Origin of the sequence: Streptococcus pluranimalium (genome assembly GCF_047785745.1) — a bacterium.
GTDB lineage: Bacteria > Bacillota > Bacilli > Lactobacillales > Streptococcaceae > Streptococcus > Streptococcus pluranimalium_B.
This window is the reverse complement of sequence record NZ_JBLOJT010000009.1, coordinates 1-25,417: the sequence shown is the minus strand read 5'-3', so window position 1 is coordinate 25,417 and position 25,417 is coordinate 1. Positions and strand designations below refer to the sequence as shown.

General features: G+C 39.4%; 21 protein-coding genes. 9 read left to right on the top strand and 12 right to left on the bottom strand.

The genetic code is table 11. From position 1 onward, the window contains the following. Positions 1–14: 14 nt before the first annotated feature. The 6 genes from ACMZ6U_RS02605 to ACMZ6U_RS02580 form a co-directional block, all read right to left on the bottom strand. Positions 15–464: a dUTP diphosphatase gene (locus tag ACMZ6U_RS02605; RefSeq protein WP_416106089.1), complete on the bottom strand. Its 450-nt coding sequence runs from the start codon at positions 462–464 to the stop codon at positions 15–17. Between the two features lie 111 nt (positions 465–575). Beyond that, positions 576–1,982 (bottom strand): PTS transporter subunit EIIC, encoded by a 1,407-nt coding sequence (locus ACMZ6U_RS02600; protein WP_416106088.1) that lies wholly within the window; start codon positions 1,980–1,982, stop codon positions 576–578. After that, on the bottom strand, positions 1,979–3,649 hold the full coding sequence (locus ACMZ6U_RS02595; RefSeq protein ID WP_416106087.1) for an alpha-glucosidase: 1,671 nt from the start codon (positions 3,647–3,649) through the stop codon (positions 1,979–1,981). Before ACMZ6U_RS02595 ends, ACMZ6U_RS02600 begins: the two co-directional genes overlap by 4 nt. Positions 3,650–3,773: 124 nt before the next feature. Further along, entirely contained in the window at positions 3,774–4,487 is a 714-nt protein-coding gene (locus ACMZ6U_RS02590; protein ID WP_416106086.1) for a MurR/RpiR family transcriptional regulator, read from the bottom strand. Next, positions 4,487–5,239, bottom strand: coding sequence for a MurR/RpiR family transcriptional regulator (locus tag ACMZ6U_RS02585; RefSeq protein WP_416106085.1), 753 nt, complete (start codon positions 5,237–5,239; stop codon positions 4,487–4,489). The genes ACMZ6U_RS02590 and ACMZ6U_RS02585 overlap by 1 nt, the downstream gene beginning before the upstream one ends. 101 nt (positions 5,240–5,340) lie before the next feature. Continuing rightward, a complete protein-coding gene (locus ACMZ6U_RS02580) occupies positions 5,341–5,700 on the bottom strand; it encodes a YbaN family protein (protein ID WP_416106084.1) in 360 nt (119 codons plus the stop codon). Positions 5,701–5,895: 195 nt separating this feature from the next. Here ACMZ6U_RS02580 and ACMZ6U_RS02575 point away from each other — a divergent pair, with 195 nt between their 5' ends. The 6 genes from ACMZ6U_RS02575 (at position 5,896) to ACMZ6U_RS02550 (ending at position 12,793) form a co-directional block, all read left to right on the top strand. Next, positions 5,896–6,501, top strand: a complete 606-nt coding sequence (locus tag ACMZ6U_RS02575; RefSeq protein WP_416106083.1) for an NADPH-dependent FMN reductase — start codon at positions 5,896–5,898, stop codon at positions 6,499–6,501. A gap of 20 nt (positions 6,502–6,521) precedes the next feature. Next, complete coding sequence (locus ACMZ6U_RS02570) at positions 6,522–7,763, top strand: NAD(P)H-dependent oxidoreductase (protein ID WP_416106082.1); 1,242 nt, start codon at positions 6,522–6,524, stop codon at positions 7,761–7,763. An 81-nt stretch (positions 7,764–7,844) separates the two neighbouring features. Next, positions 7,845–8,633 carry a formate/nitrite transporter family protein gene (locus tag ACMZ6U_RS02565; protein WP_416106081.1) on the top strand — a complete coding sequence of 263 codons (789 nt, stop codon included), beginning with the start codon at positions 7,845–7,847 and terminating at the stop codon, positions 8,631–8,633. 78 nt (positions 8,634–8,711) lie between these two features. After that, complete coding sequence (rnhC, locus tag ACMZ6U_RS02560; RefSeq protein WP_416106098.1) at positions 8,712–9,626, top strand: ribonuclease HIII; 915 nt, start codon at positions 8,712–8,714, stop codon at positions 9,624–9,626. A 10-nt stretch (positions 9,627–9,636) separates the two neighbouring features. After that, a complete protein-coding gene (gene lepB / locus ACMZ6U_RS02555) occupies positions 9,637–10,230 on the top strand; it encodes a signal peptidase I (RefSeq protein WP_416106080.1) in 594 nt (197 codons plus the stop codon). A 61-nt stretch (positions 10,231–10,291) separates the two neighbouring features. Then, on the top strand, positions 10,292–12,793 hold the full coding sequence (locus ACMZ6U_RS02550) for an ATP-dependent RecD-like DNA helicase (RefSeq protein ID WP_416106079.1): 2,502 nt from the start codon (positions 10,292–10,294) through the stop codon (positions 12,791–12,793). A 353-nt stretch (positions 12,794–13,146) separates the two neighbouring features. On the opposite strand, the gene dinB is transcribed toward ACMZ6U_RS02550, so the two are convergent. Then, positions 13,147–14,241: a DNA polymerase IV gene (gene dinB, locus ACMZ6U_RS02545; protein WP_416106078.1), complete on the bottom strand. Its 1,095-nt coding sequence runs from the start codon at positions 14,239–14,241 to the stop codon at positions 13,147–13,149. Between the two features lie 239 nt (positions 14,242–14,480). Here dinB and pflB point away from each other — a divergent pair, with 239 nt between their 5' ends. Further along, a complete protein-coding gene (pflB, locus tag ACMZ6U_RS02540) occupies positions 14,481–16,793 on the top strand; it encodes a formate C-acetyltransferase (protein WP_416106077.1) in 2,313 nt (770 codons plus the stop codon). 144 nt (positions 16,794–16,937) lie between these two features. On the opposite strand, the gene ACMZ6U_RS02535 is transcribed toward pflB, so the two are convergent. Beyond that, entirely contained in the window at positions 16,938–17,873 is a 936-nt protein-coding gene (locus ACMZ6U_RS02535) for a serine hydrolase domain-containing protein (RefSeq protein ID WP_416106076.1), read from the bottom strand. Between the two features lie 6 nt (positions 17,874–17,879). Next, on the bottom strand, positions 17,880–18,629 hold the full coding sequence (locus ACMZ6U_RS02530; protein WP_416106075.1) for a CppA N-terminal domain-containing protein: 750 nt from the start codon (positions 18,627–18,629) through the stop codon (positions 17,880–17,882). A 123-nt stretch (positions 18,630–18,752) separates the two neighbouring features. Here ACMZ6U_RS02530 and ACMZ6U_RS02525 point away from each other — a divergent pair, with 123 nt between their 5' ends. After that, positions 18,753–19,658 carry a sodium:solute symporter gene (locus tag ACMZ6U_RS02525; protein ID WP_416106074.1) on the top strand — a complete coding sequence of 302 codons (906 nt, stop codon included), beginning with the start codon at positions 18,753–18,755 and terminating at the stop codon, positions 19,656–19,658. A 127-nt stretch (positions 19,659–19,785) separates the two neighbouring features. Here the strand turns inward: ACMZ6U_RS02525 and ACMZ6U_RS02520 are convergent, their stop codons facing one another. After that, complete coding sequence (locus ACMZ6U_RS02520) at positions 19,786–19,899, bottom strand: IS3 family transposase (protein ID WP_416106097.1); 114 nt, start codon at positions 19,897–19,899, stop codon at positions 19,786–19,788. Positions 19,900–20,101: 202 nt separating this feature from the next. Then, a complete protein-coding gene (gene gla, locus ACMZ6U_RS02515) occupies positions 20,102–20,953 on the bottom strand; it encodes an aquaglyceroporin Gla (RefSeq protein ID WP_416106073.1) in 852 nt (283 codons plus the stop codon). A gap of 122 nt (positions 20,954–21,075) precedes the next feature. Here gla and ACMZ6U_RS02510 point away from each other — a divergent pair, with 122 nt between their 5' ends. Beyond that, positions 21,076–23,355: a Xaa-Pro dipeptidyl-peptidase gene (locus tag ACMZ6U_RS02510; RefSeq protein WP_416106072.1), complete on the top strand. Its 2,280-nt coding sequence runs from the start codon at positions 21,076–21,078 to the stop codon at positions 23,353–23,355. Positions 23,356–23,569: 214 nt separating this feature from the next. Here ACMZ6U_RS02510 and ACMZ6U_RS02505 read toward each other — a convergent pair whose 3' ends face one another. Then, complete coding sequence (locus ACMZ6U_RS02505) at positions 23,570–25,231, bottom strand: peptide ABC transporter substrate-binding protein (protein WP_416106071.1); 1,662 nt, start codon at positions 25,229–25,231, stop codon at positions 23,570–23,572. Positions 25,232–25,417 lie beyond the last annotated feature (186 nt).

The window sequence follows — 25,417 nt, the reverse complement described above, 5'->3', positions numbered from 1 at the left end:
ATAAGCCTCCTTGCCTATTTTCCTGTACTTCCGAAGCCACCTGTACGCACACCTTCTGCATCGTCACCATCAGCTACTAAGAATGGTGCAAAAACGCCTTGAACAATGCGGTCTCCCTTGTCTAAATACACCATTTGATCTGAAATATTTTGCATTTGGGCAAAAATATGTCCCTCATTGTTGGGATTATTATAGTAGTCTCCATCAATCACACCAACAGAATTAATTAAAATAAGCCCTTTTTTACGAGGATTAGACGAGCGATCATACAAATAAAGCACTTCACCATCTTGCATATAGGCTTTAACGCCTGTTGGTACCAACGTAATCTCACCTGGTGCAATATCAATTGCTTCTGCAACTTTCAAATCATAACCTGCTGCATGAGCTGTCTCACGCTGTGGGAGTAGGTCTTCTTGCCCCTCAAAGGCTGTAATCAATTCAAATCCACGTACTTTAGTCATTTTCTCTTCCTTATCTTTAAAAATTCATTCTTCATTATAAAATATTCAAAAAACAAAAGCAAAAAAAAGCCCAGTTAATAAGCTAACTGAGCTACAAATGGATAACCGAATTTAATCTTCCACTTTAATTTCTTCTGGAATGGCAAATGTCTTTGTTAAGAAGAAGCAAAGCACCATGCTAATCAATGATACAACAAAGTAAACCAAGAGTTGATGGCCACTGTAGATGTACATGAGATATGATGGCAATACCGCAAGACCATATGAGTTTGATTGAATATGGAAAAGAGATAGGAGAGCCGCTCCAAATCCAGATGACATCAACATCATGTAAAGTGGCTTCAAGTTATAGCGTAAGTGAAGTCCAAAGAGAACAGGTTCGCTGACACCAAACAATTGTGACATGAAAGCTCCCATAACCGTTTGTTTCACTTTAGCACTCTTAGCTGAGGTGTAGAAAGCCAAACAAGCACCCAGATTAGCAAAACCATACATAGCACATAGGGTGATCAATTGATTAAACCCAGTATTAGCAAGGAGTGAGGTTTCAATAACCACGTACATGTGATGAAGTCCTGTGATAACCGCTAAAGGATAGGTTGCACCAACAAAGAAACCACCGATACCAAAAGGAAGATTCATAAGAGCTTCAGTAAGAGCAATTAAGCCTGTTTCCAACCAGTGAACAATTGGAGCGAATCCCATCAAGGCAACGACAATCATCACCAACATCGTAATGAAAGGTGTCAAAATCAAATCCAGTGAATTTGGCATGACTTTGCGCAATTTACGTTCCAATTTAGCACCAAGGAAACCTGTCAAAATAGCTGTCACAACTGACCCTTGTGCTCCCATGACAGGTAGAACACCTCCAACCATAATCGCTTTTGCATCTCCAGAAGCAACGGCATAGGCATTAGGCAAAATAGGAGATACCAACATCAAACCAAGGACCAAGCCAATCATCGGTGTGCCGCCAAAAACGCGGAAGGCTGACATGGTAATCAAGGCTGGCAAGAAGCCAAATGCAGTGTCCGTCAAGACGCTGACCAACTGGTTAAGGTATGGCGGGAAGATTTCAGTTGAAAGTCCCATTAAGCCAAGGATGTTATCATTAAAGACAACTCCTTTAACCCCTAAGAAAAGACCCGTTGCTGCGATAACAGGAACGATTGGTACAAAGATATCACCCAAGGTTCTCATCAAGGCTTTGATACCTTTTTCCTGTGATTTGACATAGGCATCTTGTTCAGCCTTTGATTTAGTAGAGACATTCAAAGTTTCTACTTCTTCAAATACTTTATTAACCGTACCAGGACCCAGAATGATTTGATATTGCCCACTGTTGTAGAAGGTTCCTTTTACTTCGTCAATGGCTTCAACAGCTTTCGTATCAATACTTTCATGGTCTTTAACAACCAGACGTAGACGGGTAGCGCAGTGGGTTGCTGAGATAATGTTATCTGCCCCTACTTCTTCAACAATCGCTCTTGCGATAGCATTGTATTTATTTGTCATTTTAATTCCTCCAAAGCGGCAGCCCCAAATGGGCTCACTTCTATATAATCTTCTCCAATATGAATATCAGCTTGATTGCCGAACAACAGACGTCCTGCTCCATGTTTAACAGGGACTTTCTGGCTCTCCTCACTTAAATTAATCACAAACAAAATGGACTTTTCCGAATTTTCCCGACGGTAAAGAAAGACGTCTTTAGCTTGGCGTTCTGGGAAGGAAATCTCTCCAAAATCCAAGATTTCATGATCATCACCTTTGGCGAAAGCAATCATGTCTTTGTAAAACTGTAAGACACTTGATGGATCCTCTTCTTGATAAGCGACCGTCAGTTGCTCATCACGGTTGGCTAAATCCATCCAAGGCTTGTGATACGAAAATCCCATGTAACCGTCTGTTGACCAAGGCATAGGCACGCGTGAATTATCACGACTGCGGTAGTTAATCACCGACAAAGCTTCTTTCTGAGTCAAGCCTTCTTGCATGCCACGGTAATACTGGTCTATGGATGAAATATCATCAAAATCAGCAATACTCTGGCGTTCAAAATTGACTAAACCAAGTTCTTGACCTTGGAAGATAAAAGATGTTCCTCGCAAAAAGAAATACATCATAGCCAAAGCTTTAACCGCCTCGGGATTGCGAGCATTTTTACCCAGATATTTGCTAGTAGCACGGTTTTGGTCATGATTTTCAATAAACGGTGCGCCCCAACCAACCTGTTGAATGGCTAGTTGCGAATCCTCTAAATACTGATAGAGGTCCGACAAGGTCCAATCTACTGGTACAAACCACTCACTACCACTTTTGACATCCAAATCAGCATGTTTGAAATCAAAAATCATTGAGAAGAAACCATTGTCTCCGATAAAGTCATCCAACTGGTCATAAGAAACACCTGGTGCTTCTGCGACAGTTACACAATCATACTTGGCAAAGCAGCGCTCGTTTAATTCATGAAGAAAGACTTCAATACCAGGTTGGTTACGACTGACTTTGGTACATTTTGCTAAACCATCAACTCCATCCGGTTCAATACTCTTAAAGCTCAAATCCTTTTTGATGAAGGTGATGGCATCGACACGGAAACCAGCAATCCCCAGTCCAAGCCACTGGTTAATCATCTGATAGATATCTTCTCTTAAGCGAGGATTTTCCCAGTTAAGATCGGGCTGTTTCTTATGAAAACTGTGGTAATAATAAACGTCCTCATTGGGCAGTTTTTCCAAAACTGAGCCACCGAAGACAGAACGCCAGTTATTTGGTTGCTCAGTGCCTTCTTTGAAAATATAGTAGTCACGATAAGGACTTGCTGGATTTCTCAAAGCTTCTTGGAACCAAGCGTGTTCATCAGACGTATGGTTGACCACAAGGTCCAAGAGGATTTTGATATTTTTTTCTTTTACTCGTAAAATTAATTCTTTGACATCTTCGAGGTTACCAAAGTCTTCTTGAATACCGAAGTAATCTGAAATATCATAACCATTATCTGCCATTGGTGATTTAAAAATCGGACAAATCCAGAGCGTTGTTACACCTAAATCTGCTAAATAGTCTAGACGATTGATAATGCCACGGATATCGCCGACACCGTCGTTATTAGAATCCTGAAAACTTTTTGGGTAAATTTGATAGACAATCTCCGATTGCCACCATTTCTTTTCTGACATATCTTCCTCCTGTTTACGCTTACAAAAATATCATAATACAAGAAAAACCTTCAGACAAGACTTTCTGAAGGTTTAGGAAAACGGTTCATTTACGGAACGCTTTTACTGAATTTGTAAAACTGTGTCAATTCAACTGTAATTTCAAATAAAGCATTTCAACTGCCAAGGTAAAGGAGATGATATGCGGTATAGGCATAACACTATCATCGTACAAGTTGGGGATATAAAAGCGTTCATCTTCTAAAATCCCAACTTCCTTGAAATCACTCAAGACTGCAATAAAAATACGCTTTAACTCTTGCGGATTTTTGAAAACCACAGGAAAATCTTCCAAGGAATCAATTTTGACCACAATAAGCACAGAAGCTTCCATCTGATCTAGATGTTGCAAGAGCGACTGATTGCTAGGCAATATGATAATCAACTTCCCTAATGGAAAGAAAATACGCTGCATGTCTTTAGCTAGACGCAATTCTAGTTCCGACCGTGCTAGAATAAAGAGTTTTTCTGATGACCTGATAGCCGCAAAAAAACGAGTAGTATCATAGTGATCGATATAATCAACCACCTGATGATAAGTCTTCTTAAAATCTTCCCTCGTCAGAAATTTCTTGCCTGATTTGGCATAGAGCATGCTGGCTTTTAATTCGGCAAAACCTGAGAAGCCAAGTTTTTGGCAGAATCGAAAGATTGTTGTTGTTGACACATGGCAGGCTTGGGATAAACCTTGGATGGTCAACACCTGTGGATCAGTATAATCTGCCAGGTATTGAAAAATCAACCAATCATTAGTCGAAAACTGACTGGCATGTTGCTGAACACGTTCTTGCAAGGTCATCACATCACCCCCGTCGCTTGACAATAATCATAGAAAAGTTGGTCGATAATAAAATAAAAAGTGGTACTCACTTCATAAGTCCTTGTCGTCGGCGTCACGATGGATTCGGTTGGAACATAGAGTTGGTGATCAGAAAGCTTAGCCATACTATTGTTGGATGTTTGGGTCATCACCATGGTTTTTAGAACATGACTTCGGCTATCTTTGAGCATGGAGATAGCTTCGCTGGACTCACCCTTGTAAGACAAGAGAAGCAGTAAATCATTAGGTTTAAACAAGGTCTTTAAATAGTCAAATTCTCCCTTATCAAAAAAGACAACTACTTCTTTTCCAACGGATGTTAGCAAGTGACGCAAGGATTCCACTTCCATTTTTTGGGCATTTCCTGTTCCATAAAGATATAAAACATCCGTTTCTTGTAAGAGTCGTACATACAAACTCAAATCCTGCTTTTCAAAAATTTGGTCAATGTAGTGGTGGTAATTGTTCACAAGGCCTGAAAAATCTGACCTAGCCAATTTTGGTTGCGTGATTTCCTCTCGCAACAAGAATTTCAAAGCTGCAAAATTGGTAATTTCCAATTTTTTAAGTAAGCGAGAAATTGATGAGCGAGAGACAAAACAAGCATCTGCCAACTCTTGACTAGTCATTTGTTGAATCTTATCCAAATTCTGATCGAGATAGGCTACAATTTCCCTATCTTGAATCGTTAAACGATTATCATACGCATCTTTACGCTCCAACCAATTCATAAAACCTCCCTAACGATTTAAAAATCATGACAAGGTAAAAGTAACTTTTTTACATCATAATCATAACCAAAATAGTTCAGCATCACTACAACTCACACCTCTTACTTATCTGGAATAACCTTAAACAAATAGTAAGTGATAAAGATCGTTAAAGCAAAAAGGAATAGCTTCACTGGTAGTAATGGCGCTAAATAAATCGATATCCCCATAAGCAGATAGATTTGCCAGATGATTTTCTTCTTGCGCTCTTTGGCAATGGTTTTTGTTTCAGCATAATCAGCTACATAGAATTGATAGAGTTTACTCCGACGCAGTTTCTCCTCGAACCTTTTGGAACTTCTAGCAAAACAATACCCAGCTAATAACAGCAAAGGCGTTGTCGGAACAATAGGAAGTATTATTCCCAAAATCCCCACTAAAAGGCTCAGAAATCCTAATATTAGATAAACTATTTTTGTCATAAGCACCTCACTTACCTCTTATTGTAGCAAATCCTTAGACATGAAACCACCCACTTCTTTTTTTGTTATAAAAAACACAAGCATTTTTGTTGACTAATCCATAGAAATACTATCTATATTTGACAATTTTCTCAGAAAACGATACCATAGATTTGTGAATACTTTTGCTTTTGAAAATAGATCAAGGAGATAGCCATGAAACTTATTGGACTGGTAGGAACTAATTCCTCACAATCAACCAATCGTAAGCTTTTGCAATACATGGAAAAACATTTTACCGATAAAGCTCAGATTGAACTCATTGAAATCAAAGATTTACCAATCTTTAACAAACCTGCTGATAAGAAACTACCGGAAGAGGTTTTAGCAATAGCAGACAAGATTGAGGAAGCTGATGGTGTCATCATCGGTACACCCGAATATGATCACTCAATCCCAGCTGTACTTATGAATGCCTTAGCATGGCTTTCTTACGGTATTTTCCCACTTCTAAACAAGCCTGTCATGATTACTGGCGCATCCTATGGTACGTTAGGATCATCACGTGCTCAATTACAACTACGCCAAATTCTTAACGCTCCAGAACTCAAAGCTCATGTGCTCCCTGATGAGTTTCTCTTATCACATTCGTTACAAGCTTTTGATGCCGAAGGAAACCTATTCGATCTTGAAACTATCCAAAAACTTGATGCCATTTTTGACGATTTTAGATTATTTGTCAAAATAGCCGGTAAGCTATCTAATGCACAAGCTTTATTACATCAGGAAGCTGAAAACTTCGATTGGGAAAGCTTAAGTTAATCAGAGAGGAAATAGGAACTATGAAATTTGTTGGAATCGTCGGTTCAAATGCCGATCAATCATACAACCGCATGCTCTTACAGTTCATGCAACGTCATTACAAGATCAAATGCGAAATCGAAGTTTTAGAGATCAAAGATGTCCCAATGTTCAACCAAGACGAGGACCAATCAGATAACTTTGCTTTGCGTTATCTTTACAATAAAATCACACGTGCCGATGGGGTTATTATCGCCACACCTGAGCACAACCACACTATTACACCAGCTCTGAAAAGTACCTTAGAATGGCTATCTTTTGGCGATTTACATCCTTTTGAAAACAAACCTATCATGATTGTCGGTGCTTCTTACTACGATCAAGGAACATCGCGCGCCCAAGTGCATTTGCGAAAAATCCTTGAAGCACCTGGAGTCAACGCTTATGCTATGCCTGGAAATGAATTTCTGCTAGGTAAAGCTAAAGAAGCTTTTGACGACAAAGGAGACATCATCAACCCAAGTACCGTCGATTTTTTAGGCTCTTGTTTAGATAATTTCATTAAGTATGTCGGCGTCGTTAAACAATTACAAAAACCAAAACCCATCGAACCAGAAGATTTATATTGTACAGAAACAATTGCTACAACCATTACAGGGATCGATCCTGATGATCCCGATTGGCTAGATAAGGCCGCTGAAAAAGTTCAAGCAGTTGAAGGAGATACCTACGTCAAGCTAGATAATGGTCTATTAACCGTCAACCAGCTCAACATGTTCCTTAATGCAATGCCCTTTGAGTTAACCTATGCGGATGATAACAATCAGTTCTTATACTATAACAACCAACACCAAGAGGCTTCTACAATGCTTGGTAAACGAGTTAAGGAACAAGTTGGTAATCGCCTTGCCACTGTCCACGGAACACTACCTCCGGCACGTATGAAAAACGTGGAATGGGTAGTCGGAAGCCTTCGTAATGGTAACGAAGAATATGTTCGTACAATCGTCCCTGGAACACCACCAGAAATCATTAATACCCACAATTATCAAGCCATGTACTATCCAGATGGTTCCTATGCTGGTATTAATGAAATCATCTTTAACTTTAAGCCTTGGTTAGATTGGTATCTTGAAGCAACTGGACAACACCTCGCTGGAGGAAAAGCTCCTGCTGGTCATCCAGCCCCTGCTACCGACGCCACTTCTGGCGCTTCTGATGCAGGTAGCCATGATAGTGGCGCTGTTGAAGCGGATGCTGTCTCTGGAGCTTCTGAACATTAAGTCATTTAAATAACGGGAGGTTTTCCCTCCTGTTTTTTCGCTTTAAAAGTATGATCACTTTATCACAAAGGGAGATTTTATATGTCATTATTTCAAGAAAAAGTTTTAGCAGCTTGCGCCAAAAAGCAAGCACTTTTCGATGAAAGTTTGGGACGCTATGCCCTACGATCACTGTTTGCAGGAGCCTTTTTAACCATGTCAACAGCTGTCGGTATCATTGGAGCGGACGTTATTTCAAGTCAATTCCCAGCTCTAGCTCGTTTTGTTTTTACCTTTATCTTTGCTATTGGTCTAGTCTATGTTTTAATTTTTAATGGCGAACTAGCTACTTCCAATATGATGTATCTAACAACTGGCTCTTACTACAAAGCTATTTCCTGGAAAAAGACGACGATCATTTTACTCTATTGCACCTTTTTCAATCTGATTGGCGCTATCTTTCTGGCTTGGCTTTTCAATCAATCCTTCTCCTATAGCCTGCTAACGGATAAATCTTTCGTTATCAACGCTGTCCAAATTAAACTAGCCAAAACCGACTGGATGAACTTTATCGAAGGTATTACTGCTAATATGTTTGTTAATATCGCTATCCTGGGCTATATGCTATTAAAAGAAGAATCTGCTAAGTTTTTTATAGCCATATCAGCTATCTTTATGTTTGTCTTCTTGATAAACGAACACCTAATCGCAAATTTCGCCTCTTTTATGTTAGCTGGCTTTAGTCCAGTTAAACACATCGAAGGATTTACCCTCCTAAATATTTTGCGTCAATGGACTGCCGTCTTTTTTGGTAATTGGATAGGCGGAGGACTGTTCATCGGCATTGCTTATGGTTGGTTAAATAAAAGCCAAACAAATCATATAGACTAAAGTCATTTCTCTTAAGAAGATTGAAAAATCTTCTTTTCTTTTGCCCTTTTTTATAGGGGATATGGTAAAATGATTGCTATGAATACTTTGGTTTTCCAATTATCCAAAACACTTATCCAAGATCTCACTCAACGCTTAAGCCCCTACCAAACTAGCAATAACAATCCTTATGTCACTTTTTCTGCAAAATATATGGATGCTACTTTTCTTGCCTATACTTCAGGCAAACTAGTGATACAAGGTAAAGGTGCCAATTCTCTAGCAAAATATCTTGAATTAAATACAGATTCTTCTAAAGACAGCTCATCTAGCACCTCCCTCAAATCCGGACAAGACTTCCCTATGATTGGAACTGACGAGGTAGGAAACGGCTCTTATTTTGGTGGTATCGCTGTCGTGGCAAGCTTGGTAACACCTGATGACCATGCTTTTTTAAAATCACTTGGTGTTAATGATTCCAAACAAATGACCGACCAAAAAATCCAAGCCATCGCTCCTCTTCTAGAAAAAAAAATCCCTCATCAAGCCTTACTATTGACCCCACAAAAGTACAATCAGGTTGTTGGAAAAGGCTTAAAACACAACGCCGTTTCGGTTAAGGTAGCCTTACACAATCAGGCGATCTATCTACTTCTTCAAAAAGGAGTCCAAGCAGATAAAATCGTTATCGATGCCTTTACATCGCTTAACAATTATCAAAAATACGTTGCCAAAGAAGCCAATCAAGTCAGACAAGCTATTACTCTAGAAGAAAAAGCAGAAGGAAAATACCTAGCTGTCGCTGTCTCATCCATCATTGCTAGAGCCATGTTCTTGGAAAATCTCAAAACCTTAGGTGAAGAAGTTGGCTTTCAATTGCCCAGTGGGGCAGCTGCCAAATCTGATAAAGTGGCTAGTCAATTATTAGCTGCTTACGGAATGGAAAGCCTAGCCTACACTGCTAAGTTGCACTTCGCTAATACCCAAAAAGCACAAGCATTACTAAACAAATAAAGGATTTATCATGAAACGTTTTCTTAAAGAATGGGGACTGTTTACCCTATTTATCTCAGCCTTTCTCATCACTCGTTGGTTAGTATGGTTTCCCGTTACCGTTGATGGTCACTCTATGGATCCAACTCTAGCAAACAAGGAAAAATTAATTGTTATTAAAACAGCTGACATCAATCGTTTTGATATGGTAGTTGCTAACGAAGTTGAAAATGGAGCTAAAAAACAAATTGTTAAGCGTGTCATTGGATTACCAGGGGATACCATCACCTATAAAAACGATAAGCTCTTCGTTAACGGTAAGGAAACAAAAGAAACTTATCTTGCAGACTACCAACAACGTTACCAAAAAGATAAACTTCAAAAAACATATGCTTATAATTCTTACTTTCAATCCTTAGCACAAGCCAGCAATGCTTTCACCCAAGATGCCGCTGGTAATACACGATTCACCGTAACAGTACCAGAAGGACAATATTACCTTTTAGGGGATGATCGACTGGTTTCAAAAGATAGTAGAGCCGTAGGAACTTTTTCGATAGACCAATTGGTTGGTGAAGTTAAATTCCGCTATTGGCCATTTACCGAAATTGGCGTATTGAAATAAACCTTAGAGAGGCAGGACTTTGATCCCAGCCTCTTTTCCTACTACTGACAAAGGAAACACTATGACAAGCTATTTTTCTGGAACCATCGACCGCATTATCTTCGAAAATGCCAGCAATTTTTTTAAGATTTTACTACTAGACATTGAAGATACCGATAGTGACTACGATGATGTTGAAATCATCATCACGGGAACCATTGGTGATATTATCGAAGGAGAATCCTATACCTTTTGGGGCGAACTGGTCCAACACCCTAAATATGGTCAACAGCTCAAAGCTGAGCGTTATGAAAGAGCTAAGCCAACAGCCTCAGGACTGATAAAATACTTTTCCAGCGACCATTTCAAAGGAATTGGTCGTAAAACTGCAGAAAAAATCGTCGAGATATACGGTCAAGAACCTATCGATAAAATCCTTGAAGACCCCAGTCAGTTGAATAGCATTACTGGTTTATCCAAGGTCAATCGAGAAAATTTCCTTGCTAAACTCAAGCTCAATTACGGCACCGAACAAATCCTAACCAAGCTTGCCAAATACGGCTTGTCGTCTAAACTCGCCCTTCAAGTTTTCAACCAGTATCAAGATCAAAGCATCTCTACTGTCAAAGAAAATCCTTATCAGCTAGTGGAACATATTCAAGGTATCGGCTTCAAAATAGCCGATCAACTGGCTGAGCAGTTAGGAATTGCAGCTGACGCACCTGAGCGTTACCGCGCAGGACTTGTCCATACCTTGACCGAAACAGCTATCCAAACAGGAAATACCTACACCGAAGCACGGGAGCTTCTTGAAATGACTCTTTATCTGCTAGAATCCAGCCGTCAGATTGAGTTAGATCCAAGTTTAGTTGCTGCTGAATTAACCCATCTCATTGAAGAAGATAAGATTCAAACCATTGGGACCAAAATCTTCGATAATACGCTTTACTATGCTGAAGAAGGTATCCACAAAAACCTAACACGCCTATTAAACAACGAGGAAAAACTTGACTTTCCAAAGGAAATCATCGCCGAAGAAATCGAACGTGTCCAAGAAAACTTACATCTCACTTATGATGATATTCAAAAAGAAGCTATCGAAAAAGCCCTGACAAATCGTATTTTCATCCTAACAGGTGGACCTGGAACAGGGAAAACAACCGTTATCAATGGGATTATTGAGGCTTATAGTAAGCTCCATAAGGTTGATATCCATAAAAACGAGCCCTCTATTCTACTAGCGGCTCCTACCGGTCGAGCTGCTCGTCGCATGAATGAATTAACTGGACTCCCTTCTGCCACTATCCACAGACATCTTGGTTTGACTGGGGATGGCGATGATTATCAAGCTTTAGATGATTATTTGGATGCTGATTTAATCATCGTGGATGAATTTTCTATGGTGGATACCTGGTTAGCTAATCAGCTCTTAAGCGCCATCTCAGCACGCAGTCAGCTCATTATCGTCGGAGATAGTGACCAATTACCATCTGTTGGTCCAGGACAAGTTCTAGCTGATTTATTAAATGTTAAGGCATTACCCCAAGTACGTTTGGAAAAGATTTTTCGTCAATCGGATGATTCTACTATTATTACCTTAGCCAGTCAGATACGGCAAGGACAACTGCCAAGCGATTTTACCGAAAAAAAAGCCGACCGCTCCTACTTCGAAGCACAGGCTTTTCACATTCCACAAATGGTGACTAAAATTGTTGCCTCAGCTGTTAAAAGTGGGATTGATCCACAAGAAATCCAGATTCTAGCTCCCATGTATAAGGGAGACGCCGGGATCAACAACCTTAATAACCTGTTACAAAATCTACTCAATCCCCTTGATGATGGTTTAGAATTTAGCTTCAACGACCAAACATTTAGACAAGATGATAAAGTTTTGCATCTTGTTAATGACGCTGAAAACAACGTCTTCAATGGTGACATCGGCTACATTACCGATCTACTTCCCGCCAAATACACCGATAGTAAACAAGATGAAATCACCATGCAATTTGATGGCAATGAAGTCGTTTATCCTCGTAATGAATGGGGAAAGATCACTCTCGCGTATGCCATGTCTATCCATAAGTCTCAAGGGAGTGAATTTCAGGTCGTCATCCTTCCAATCACACGTCAGAGCGGACGAATGCTCCAACGTAACTTAGTTTACACAGCCATCACCCGCTCCAAGAGCAAGCTTATCTTGCTAGGAGAAGTCGCCGCTTTTGATAAGGCTATCCACACGGCAGGAGCCGTTCGCCAAACCTGGTTGATCCAACGCTTTGAACAAGAAGAACAGCTAAACCAAACTGTGCACAACTTATCCACAGATCTGGTAGAAACAACTACCACCACTGGGGATAACCTCCCCTCAATTCCCCTTAAAAAAACTAAGAAATCCCTTGATAATACTGAGTTTGTTGAAAAATCCACAACTTGTCAACAAGCTGTGGATAAAAATGTTCATAACCCTATGGATAAGGCAGAAAACTATCGCTTAACAGTCGATAATATCCTAAGTATCGATCCCATGATTGGGATTACAGAAGAAGATCTCAATCAATTTTTTAAGACAAATATAGCCAAATGAATTAATTTTCATACAAAGTCAAATCCTATAAGATTTTACTAGAGTCCACACTACATTAGCTTATCAAAAGCATTAGTTTGCCAATCTAATTGTCGGAACTAAAATACAGACATCTTAAACACTGCAGCTCGCTTAGTTGTCTGAGTAATCTAAAAAAGCAAGAACTTTCGTCTAGCCTCTTGGCTATCACAAGCAAAACTTATCACATAGAGTAGAGCAAGTCGAACACCTAAAGACTCCTGATAAGATTTTGGCTATCTAAGCCTAGAAATCAAAAAGTCAAGAGTAACAAGATTTATTCAAAAGACTATACTAACAAGGCCTAACCATTTACTGATGATTAGCCCTTTTATTTAAAACAAACTCTCTTCAATACTCATCCCATCTAATAAACCAGTGACAGTAACTCCCAGGAGCCTAATTCCAGAAGATTGACTTGCCAATTCATCATAGATACGATGCGCTTCTTGTTCAATAACCTCAAAACCTTGACTAGCTTCAGGTAAAGTATGTCGCTTGGTTAAGGTGGTAAAATCAGCATAACGAACCTTGATAACAACAGTCTTCCCTAACTTTTCATGTTTAACCAAAGTGTCCGCCACTCGCCTAGCATTTTTTGAAAGTTCTGCCTTGATATCTTCGTCATTGTAAAGAAGCTTACCATAGGTTCGCTCACTCCCAATGGACTTACGGATACGATTAGGCTTCACTGGAGAATCCGATATGCCACGCGCCTTTCGATACAAATCATAACCAAAACGTCCAAAATGATCAATCAAGGTCATCTCCGACAATTTAAGTAAGTCTTTACCCTTTTCAACGCCTAAAGCATGCAGCTTTTCCACAGTTTTTTTGCCGACACCGTGAAATTTTTCGATAGGTAATGCTTCTAAGAAACTTTGCGCATCCTCTGGTAAAATCAAGGTTAAACCAGCCGGTTTCTGAAAATCAGATGCCAGTTTAGCTAAAAATTTATTATAGGACACACCTGCGGAACAGGTTAGGTGCAATTCATTCCAGATATCATATTGGATAAGCTTGGCAACCTTCACAGCAGATTTAAGATCAAGCTTATTAACAGTGACATCCAAGTAAGCCTCATCAATAGACATAGGCTCGACTAAGTCAGTATAACGTTTAAAGATCTGTCTAACCTGCATACCAACCTCGCGGTATTTGGCATAATTCCCCGATATAAAAACAGCCTGTGGACAACGTTCATAGGCTTCTTTAGAACTCATCGCCGAATGAATCCCAAACTTCCTAGCCTCATATGAACAAGTCGACACTACACCACGCCCCCCAGTTTCCCTAGGATCTTTAGCAATGACCACAGGTTTTCCTTTTAAAGTAGGATTGTCTCGCACTTCCACCGCAGCAAAAAAGGCATCCATATCAATATGGATAATTTTTCGACTGGTATCATTGACAAGCGGAAAAATCAGCATCAGACAACCTTTCTATAATAAACTTGAGACATTCTTATCCTAAATTATACCTTTTTCTGATAATTTCTGCTAAATTTACAAATTTATAATACAGTTAAAGGGATACTTCACAATCTGTACTAGAAAAGAAAAATGACCTTGTCAAGAAATATGCTTGTGAAATCGTTTTCTAGTCGCTATAATAGTATGTGTAAGGTGTAACAGCTTATTTTGTTACTAGAATTAAAGGAGAAATTCAAATGGCAACTGTCAAAACGAATACAGATGTTTTCGAAAAAGCTTGGGAAGGCTTTAAAGGAACTGATTGGAAAGAAAAAGCAAGCGTTGCTCGTTTCGTACAAGCAAACTATACTCCTTATGATGGAGACGAAAGTTTCTTAGCTGGAGTTACTGAACGCTCACTTCATATCAAAAAAATCATCGAAGATACGAAAGCAGGATACGAATCAACTCGTTTCCCAATGGACACACGTCCAACTTCAATTGCTGATATCCCAGCTGGATTCATCGATAAAGAGAATGAAGTCATTTTTGGTATTCAAAACGATGAACTCTTCAAGCTTAACTTCATGCCAAAAGGTGGTATCCGTATGGCGGAAACTACTCTTAAAGAGAATGGTTATGAACCAGATCCAGCCGTGCATGAAATCTTCACAAAATACGTAACAACCGTTAACGATGGTATCTTCCGTGCTTACACATCAAACATCCGTCGTGCTCGTCATGCTCATACAGTTACTGGTCTTCCAGATGCATACTCACGTGGACGGATTATTGGGGTTTACGCGCGTCTTGCTGTTTACGGTGCTGACTTCTTGATGCAAGAAAAAGTTAACGACTGGAATGCTATCACAGAAATCGATGAAGAATCAATCCGTCTTCGTGAAGAAATTAATCTTCAATACCAAGCTCTTGGTGAAGTGGTTAAACTTGGTGATCTTTACGGAGTTGATGTTCGTCGTCCTGCTGAAAACGTTAAAGAAGCTATCCAATGGGTTAACATCGCCTTCATGGCTGTCTGCCGTGTGATCAACGGTGCTGCGACATCTCTTGGACGTGTACCAATCGTTCTTGACATCTTTGCAGAACGTGACCTTGCTCGTGGAACGTTTACAGAATCAGAAATCCAAGAATTCGTTGATGACTTCGTGCTTAAACTACGTACTGTAAAATTCGGTCGTACAAAAGCTTATGATGCCCTTTACTCAGGTGACCCAACATTCATCACAACATCAATGGCTGGTATGGGTAACGACGGTCGTCACCGTGTGACAAAAATGGACTACCGTTTCTTGAACACACTTGATAACATCGGTAACTCACCAGAACCAAACTTGACTGTTCTTTGGACTGACAAGTTGCCATACGCATTCCGTAAATACTGTATGGCAATGAGCCACAAACACTCTTCAATCCAATACGAAGGGGTCTCAACCATGGAAAAAGATGGTTACGGTGAAATGTCATGTATCTCATGTTGTGTATCACCACTTGATCCTGAAAACGAAGAACAACGCCACAACATCCAATACTTCGGTGCTCGCGTTAATGTTCTTAAAGCGCTTCTTACAGGTCTTAACGGTGGATACGATGATGTTCACAAAGACTATAAAGTATTTGAAATTGACCCAGTAACAGATGATGTTCTTGACTTTGACACTGTTAAAGCTAACTTTGAAAAATCACTTGACTGGTTGACAGATACATATGTAGATGCTCTTAACATCATTCACTACATGACTGATAAATACAACTACGAAGCTGTTCAAATGGCCTTCTTGCCAAGTCACCAACGTGCTAACATGGGATTCGGTATCTGTGGATTTGCCAACACAGTTGACACATTATCAGCTATCAAATACGCTACTGTTAAACCAATCCGTAATGAAGATGGCTACATCTACGACTACGAAACTATTGGAGAATTCCCACGCTGGGGTGAAGATGATCCTCGCTCAAACGAATTGGCAGAATGGTTGATTGAAGCATACACCACTCGTCTACGTAGCCACAAACTCTACAAAGATGCTGAAGCAACTGTATCACTTCTTACCATCACTTCAAACGTTGCCTACTCTAAACAAACAGGTAACTCACCTGTTCACCGCGGTGTCTACCTCAACGAGGATGGTACTGTCAATACATCTAAAGTTGAATTCTTCTCACCAGGTGCTAACCCATCTAACAAAGCCAATGGTGGTTGGTTGCAAAACCTTAACTCACTAGCAAGTCTTGACTTCTCATATGCTGCTGATGGTATCTCATTAACAACTCAAGTATCACCACGTGCTCTTGGTAAATCATTCGACGAACAAGTCACAAACTTAGTAACCGTTCTTGATGGTTACTTCGAAAACGGTGGACAACACGTTAACTTGAACGTTATGGATCTCAACGACGTTTACGAAAAAATCATGGCTGGTGAAGATGTTATCGTTCGTATCTCTGGATACTGTGTAAACACTAAATACCTCACACCAGAACAAAAAACAGAATTGACACAACGTGTCTTCCACGAAGTTCTTTCAATGGATGATGCTATCCAAGCTTAATAACAAAAAACCTTGCCTTAGGGTAAGGTTTCTCTGTGCCTTTAAAATCCCTATAATAGCCGCAAAGAATTTACCCATTACAGTCTTATAGAACCCAAAAAGTCAGTTCACTCAGAACTGACTTTTATGATAGTCTTAAAATCCTTAATCAAGGCGAGCTAATGTCGCTTTCATGACAGCCATTAACTCTTTTCGTTTGGCAATCCATTCTGGACGATCATCCTTTTCATAAGTTCGATTAGTTAGGAAAATGACCGCTTGTTGTTTTTGACGATTAGCCATAATAAAGGGACCTGTATAACCCGTATGGTCAATCCACTCGCCTTCTAGATTCCAACCCAAGGCACGGGCTTTACTATCAGATGGACTGACATTTTCCCATAAATTTTTAGCAAAATTATCTTTTAAATAATGTTCCAAAAACTGCTCTAAGTCCTGAACAGTTGAAAAGAGACCTGCAGACCCAGCATTCTCCTTTAAAACTTTAGCTTTAGGGTCATGGACCAGACCATCAGTCACACCTTTTACAGTAGGAACAGCACCTAATCTTGGACCAAAACTAGTCTGTTTCAATCCCCATGGTGCAAAAATTTCCTGATCAAATAGCTGAGCTAGCGTTAAACCAGTCATCTTTTCTAGCATAAACCCTAATAAAAGAAAGTTGATATCAGTGTAAAGAAAATCTTTCTTATCCGTCACTGTAATCTGATTGATTGCCTCTTTTAATGCTACAGCATTTAACTGATCACGATTTGGAATAAAAGGATCAATTCCTGATGTATGTGTTAAGAGTTGACGGATAGTGAGTTCATCATGTTGAAAAGCTGGATAGTAATAAGACAAAGCCTTATCAATCATTAGCTTGTCTTGATCAACTAAGAAAGCGATTATGGTAGCAACACCTACAACTTTAGAGACACTCGCCAAATCATAAACCAAATCAGGTTCGACAGGATGGTCCCCATCAATCGTTCCTATATAAAACTCCTGCCACTGTCCACTATCAAAAATAGCCAGACTAGCACCATGATAGAGGTCTTGAGCCATTTGTTGATTGATTTTTTCGAGGATTTTTTTCATACACTTTTATTTCGTAAACCAAATTTCAATATTACTTGGATCTGAAACAACGACTACGCGAGCCTTCTTATCAATGTAAGGAGACAAACCTTTGTCAACCAAATAATCATATAAGGCAACCAAATCATACTCTTCTGGTACTTGGAATTCAAAGAATTCAATATCCCAAGTAATTTGAGGTTCGATAGTCAAATCTGGACCTTCTGCTGTCTCAAAAGTCAATTTAAAAGGAAGGTTTCCCTCAAAGACGTCTTGGTAGAATGCTTGACTAGCACTTGAATCGGGAACGTTCAAAACAACTTCTTCCACATGGAAATCCGATAAACCTTTAAATTCCGGATCAAGGTCAACTTCCACAGAAGTCACTTGTTCCAAATCTTCAATAGCTTCTTCAGAATGAATTAAAATGGCATCTCCCTGCGGAGATACAGTCTCAAAAGCATAACCTTCTTTACCTTTAAAAAGGTGACGAGCTTCAGCACCACGCGCTAACAATTGTGCAATTTCAGAAGCTTGCGCTTTAATCACTAAACAATTTAACTTCTTAGTACCTTCAACTGCCCTTGTCCGATAAGTTGGAGATTCTTCTATAGTGAAGCGGATTTCTTTAGATGCATGACCAGATAAAAATGCCAAGGCATTTTCTTCACTAACTAGCTTCATGCCAAGATTTTTTTGCAAGAATTCTAAATTTAAATCTCTTTCTTCAACCCTTATGACCGGCGATATAAAGGTAACATCTTTAAATAATGACATATTATCCTCCTCATTCTTACCTATTGTAGTCAAAAAAATGTTTTTTGACAAGAAATTATATGTAAGTTAAAGATTTTAATAAGGGTCATTTACATTTCAATATTTTTTCAGTAAACTGATAGAATGGCTGAAAATATTATCTTATATCTCATACAAGTTTTCTTGGTAGTAGCCATTATTACCATCGCAAGTTACCTTATTTTTCATATAAAAAAACATCGTATTAACCCTTTCAAGCGCTTTTGGACTGGTTTTGGGATTGGTTTAATCACCGATCTTCTCGATACACTGGGAATTGGGTCATTTGCCACGACAACAACTTTATTCAAAGCAACTAAGATGATTGACAATGATAGTCAACTACCAGGAACTATGAATGCCGTTCATGTTATCCCCGTTCTCATTCAATCACTCTGTTTTATCCTAGTCGTTAACGTCGAGCCTCTAACACTTGTTAGTATGGCTGCCGCTTCCTTCGTCGGTGCTCTCTTTGGGACAAAACTCACTAAAAACTGGCACACACCAACCGTCCAAGCTATACTAGGTACTCTTCTTATCATTGCTGCATTTATCAGCATCTACCGTATGTGGACTAATCCTGGTGCCGATATTGTTGACAGCGCCCACGGTCTAGAAGGCATTTGGTTAGTCGTTGGTATCGTTTTTAATCTCATCATCGGTATCTTAATGACTATGGGGCTTGGTAATTATGCTCCTGAGTTGATTTTTTTCTCACTTATGGGATTAAGCCCTGCTGTCGCAATGCCAGTTATGATGCTTGATGCTGCTATGATTATGACCGCATCCACAACCCAGTTTGTAAAAAATAATCGTGTTAGTTGGAATGGCTATGCAGGTATGGTTGTTGGGGGGATTGTTGGTGTTTTAATCGCTGTTGCTTTCCTGTCAAATCTCAACCTTAATAGTTTGAAAGTGCTTGTCATCGTCATTGTCCTCTTTACAGGAAGTATGCTAATCCGTTCATCCTTAAAACCTCAACTCAAAGATAAACAAACAAGACACCATTAAACGATATAAAGAACGACCAACCTTGATAAATTTTCCTCAAAAGTAGTTGTCCTTTTCATCCGATAAATAAAAAAATCCCTGAAACAGTGGCACTGAACCCCAATAATAGGACACAAGAAAAACACTTTTATACGATCGATTTTCTGTATTGAACAGGAGATAAGTCGTCTAATCGCTGTTGAATTCTAGTTTCATGATAAAATGTGATGTACTTTTTGACAATATCTGTTAGAACCTGTATTCACAAAGTCTCTTTGATAACTTTGTTAGACTTTCCAGCCTTTTTCATTTCGATACAGGCTAACTTAGTTTCTACCGAATACGCTTTTTTGATCATAACAAAACACTCCTGTTTCTAGTTTACTAGTTTTCAACAGGAGTGTTTTTCTTATGTCTCATTTTATGGGTGCAGTGCCAACAGTTTCAAGGATTTTTTATTTAGATTATGCGTAAAGTAATTTGAAAAGTGCTACTGCTACGATACTTGCAAGGATTGGAGCTGCCACGGGAACCCATGCGTACCACCATCTTGAACCACCTTTGTGCTCGCCAAGAACTGATTTTGGCAAAATGTGGTGCAACAAGCGTGGACCAAAGTCACGCGCTGGGTTAAGTCCAGGTCCAGTAGGACCACCCAGACTAGCAACAAGAGCCATCACAAGGAAACCAAGAGCCATGTGAGCCACTGCTTGTCCAGCGTTAAGGTGTGCACCAAGTTGTACTTTAGCTGTAATATCTGAAGCATTTAAACCTTGTGTTGCTGCAAATTGAGCTACTTCTGCACCAAAATAATTTTTAGTCATTGCCATAGCTCCCATAAAGAGGACGAATGAACCAAAAAATTCATTAATGAAACCGTTAATTTGTGCACCTTTACGAGTGTCAACAACATCGGTGTCAAGAGCTGAAATTGTTGAGAAAGATCCCAAGATATGACCAGCATTTTCAGTAGCTTGATAGTAAGGACGGTAAGCTGCCACAACAACTGCTTGACCTGCCATAGCACCAAGAATTTGAGCAATGATATAAGGCGCTACTTGTGCCCATGGGAAGTAACCAGAAACAGCTAAACCAAGCGTGAAAGCTGGATTGATGTGGTTACCCGAAACATTACCAAACATAAGAGCAGGGATCATAACCCCCATACCGTAACCAACTGCAATGGTTAACCAGCCACTAGCATGACCTTTTGTTCCTTTAAGCTCAACGTTTGCAACAGCACCATTACCTAAAATAATAAGGAAGGCTGTTCCAAGAAATTCTGTAATATATTTTACAGTCCATGTAACATCCATGATTTTAAATATCCTTTCGAATTAGTGAATTTTTTATTTTTCGACATTCACCATTTTATCAAGTATAATGGATAAAGTAAAGCTAATCTCAAAATTAAAACGTTTACTTAAGGAGATTGTCTATGAAATACAACCAATATAGCTATATTCCAACCCCATTAAATCAAGTCTACCAAGAAATGACTGAGCTAGGCTTTTCTATCTCTCAAGAAAAGTCTTTAAAATCCAATCTAGAAGCCTTCACACGTCAAATCCTATCCTTACAGTTCCAAGATACCGATTATGCCTTATCGACTATGATTGCAGATTTTGACTGTGACCTCCTATCATTTTTTCATAGTCGGCAAGACTTGACTGAGAAGCATTTCAATACCATCGCCCTTCAATTGCTTGGATTTGTCCCAAACGTTGACTTTACAGATGTAGCTAAGTTTGTTGAGGAAATTGCTTTTCCAGTGTCATTCGCCGAAGGCGACCGAGCCCTATACCACCTCTTAGCCACTCGCACTCAGTCTGGTAATACGTTGATCGATAGCCTAGTTGCTAAAAATTTGATCCCTATTACCAATGACTATCACTATTTTAACGGAAAAAGTCTGGCAACCTTCGATACACATGATGTCATTCGGGAAATTGTCTACGTAGAATCAGGGGTTGATACCGATAACGATGGTCAAATCGATCTCGTTAAAGTCTCTATTATCCGACCGAAAACGAGTAGGAAACTACCTGTTATGATGACAGCTAGTCCCTATCATCAAGGTGTGAATGAACCAGCTAGCGATCGTTTAACACACAAAATGGAAGGGGAACTTCTTAAAAAAGAGAAGGGGAACATTTCTGTCGAAAAACAAGACATCACCCTTCTAACATCAGACAGCGATGCCCAAGAAGTAAAAGAAACCGAAGAAACCTTCTTGTATCCAAATAGTTACACTCTCAATGACTATATGTTAGCACGTGGTTTTGCCAATGTTTATGTATCAGGAATCGGTACCATCCAGTCTGATGGCTTTATGACGACTGGCGATTACTGTCAAGTGCAGGCCTACAAAGCTGTTATAGACTGGTTAAATGGACGAGCACGTGCCTTTACCAGTCGTGACCGAAAACGCAGCATCAAAGCCGCTTGGACAACTGGTAAGGTAGCAACAACAGGACTTTCTTACTTAGGAACCATGTCAAATGCTTTAGCAACAACAGGGGTCCAAGGGCTCGAAGTAGTCATTGCCGAAGCAGGTATTTCTTCATGGTATAACTACTATCGTGAAAATGGTTTGGTTACAAGCCCAGGAGGCTATCCAGGAGAGGATCTAGATACACTAACGGAGTTTACCTACTCACGTAACCTGGCTGCTGGAGACTACCTTCGTCAAAATGATAAGTATCAAGAGTTTCTCAAAGAACAAAGCGCAGCCATTTCTCGTGAAACTGGCGACTACAGCCAATTCTGGCACAATCGTAACTACGTCATTCACGCTGACAAAGTAAAAGCCCGTGTCGTCTTTACCCATGGAACACAAGATTGGAATGTTAAACCAATCAATGTTTACAATATGTTTAACGCTCTTCCAGACCATATTTCTAAACATCTCTTTCTACATCATGGCGCCCATGTTTATATGAATGCTTGGCAATCCATTGATTTTAGAGAATCGATGAATGCTCTTTTAAGTCAACTTATTTTGAAACAAGATAGCCAATTCGATTTACCAAAGGTTATCTGGCAAGATAATACGGTAGAGCAAACATGGCAAACTCTTGATACATTTGGCAGTAACCAAAAAGAAAGCTTAGCGCTTGGTTCGGGTCAAAAGATTATTGAAAACTGCTATAATGAAGAAGAGTTTACTCGCTATGGCAAAGATTTCAATGCCTTTAAAGCTGATTTATTCGATGGTAAAGCTAATGCCTTAACACTTGATTTAGAAATTCCTAAACACCTCCGTATCAATGGCCGCATCAAGCTTAACCTTACAGTCAAATCAAGCACTGATAAAGGGCTTCTTTCCGCTCAAATCTTAGAACTTGGTAGTCAGAAATACCTGCAAGCGATCCCTACACCTAAAGGAAATAGTGTTGATAATGGTCGTTTCTTCCAAATGGAAGCTCTAAGAGAATTACCTTTCAAAGAAGCTAGCTCGCGCGTTATTACCAAGGGGCATCTTAACCTTCAAAATCGCTATGATTTACTAAGTATTGAAGAAATCAGTCCCAATCAGTGGATGACCTTCTCACTGGAGCTACAACCAACCATCTATGACATCAAAGCTGGGGCAAAACTGCGTGTCATTTTATACACCACAGACTTTGAACACACTATTCGAGATAATTCAGATTATCAACTGACCCTAGATTTAGACCAGTCTTCTGTTCAGATACCAATTGATTTAATCAGTTAATTTAGTCTAAGTAGCTACAAGCAACTCATCAAAATCAAGAAGACCTGACTGACTTCTTTTAAATTAAAAAGGTATAGATTCAATGTTTTTAATAACATCATTCTATGTCTTTTTCTATGTTCTAAAATGTCTATCCACCTTCTTTGCATTGCCACATCACACTTGATGCCCTCAAAAAATCACCCCTTGAATCTTCAAGGGATGAAATCTAACTTTATTTATGCGCGTGAACGAAATCTACCGTTAAACCAGTTGAATTACGTACCAATTCTTTCACGTCTGGATTTTGAAGTCCTTGTGAATTGAGGTAGTAAATTGGGTTATAAAGTGCATTGTCATACAAAGCTTTTTCAGCTGCTTTGTAGTTCTCAGCTGCTTTTTGTGGATCCATAGCATTTTCAGTAATAGCTGATGTATAAGCCTTGTCATAATCAGCATTTGATGATTTACCATAGTTATAAGCAGCATCTGATGTGAAGAGCCCGTAGAAAGTTGATCCTTCTGGATAGTCACCACCCCATGAAACAAGAGCAACTTCAAAGTTTTGATTCTTAGTATCTTCTAAACGTTGTTTAAAGGTTACAAATTTTTCTTCAACAGTCAATCCAGGTAAAGCTTCTTCCCATGTACTCTTGAGATAATCAACTGCATTTTTAGCTGCTGGTGAATCTGAATCTGCTGTAACTGTCAATGTTAAGGAATCTTGTCCCAACTCTTTTAAGCCTTCTTCAAAGAGTTTAGTTGCTTCTTTAGCATCGTATTGATAACCAGGTGCTACAAATTCCGTTAAATCATCACCATTTTCTAAAGTTTGCAGACCAGTTGGTACAAGTGCCGTCGCTGGAATTGATCCCGTATCCACTGCTGCTTCCACAATTCCCTCACGATCTGTCGCTAGGTTAAGAGCTTGACGGACCTTATCATTCATCAATGGTTTAACGTCACCTGTTTGATTGTAAACCATGTAAGTCGTACGGGCTGCTGGTACATCAACCACATCTTTGTTTTTCTTGTTGGCATTGTAGATAGCTGATGTTCCTGAAATATCAGCAAAGTCCAGATCACCCTGTTTATACATTTGAACAGCTGTATCAGGTTTTTTAATCACCTCAACGTTGACTGTTTCAGTTTCTACATTTTTGGCATCCCAATATTCTTTATTCTTAACGAGTTTAAAACCACCGTTAGATCCATTCCAGCCCTCAACCTTATAAGGACCAGAATAAAGCATGTCCTCTGATGTTGTTGCATACTCCTCACCAGCTTTTTCCACAAATTCCTTTTTCTGTGGCAAGAAGTTAGAGAAGGCAAGGTAGTTCATAAATTGCGGTGCAGGATTGGTCAAGGTAAAGATAACCTTGTTACCTTCAGCTTTGACACCAAGTTTATTGAGATCTTTTTCCTCACCACTGTTAATCTTATCAGCATTTTCCAAGTGAGCCTCAACTGCTAAATAAGCATACTCTGATGCCGTCTTAGGATCAACAATACGTTGCCATGAATAAACGAAATCTTCCGCAGTCAAGTCACTACCGTCTGACCACTTAAGACCATCACGAAGGGTTGCTGTATAGGTCAAGCCATCTTCAGAAACATCCACTTTTTTAGCTAGGTCAGGACGAGTTCCATTTTTACCATCAAAACGCAACAAGTTTCCACCAGAGTTCCCAATAGCGACATTTGAATATTGGTCTGTATTTTTAGAAATATCCAAAGTTGAAATATCCGTTGGAACATACCAATTAATCGTATCCTTGTCACCTTCAGCTGACTTTGAAGAACCACCATTACCACATGCTGCTAAAACAGCAACAGAGGCAAAAGCAATAGCTCCATATCCTAAACGCTTCCAAGTAGCTTGCTTAACTAATGCCATACTCATAACTCCTATCATTCGTCTATCTCACTATAAAACAGACAAAATTTTCTAAAAATTGTTATGTTAGCTAGTTTAACACAAGTTTTTTAAAAAAGGAATACTTTTTTGACAATTTTCTGAATTTTATTTCGATTTTATATTTAAACGATAAATAGTCGTATAAATGCACATATCATACTTACA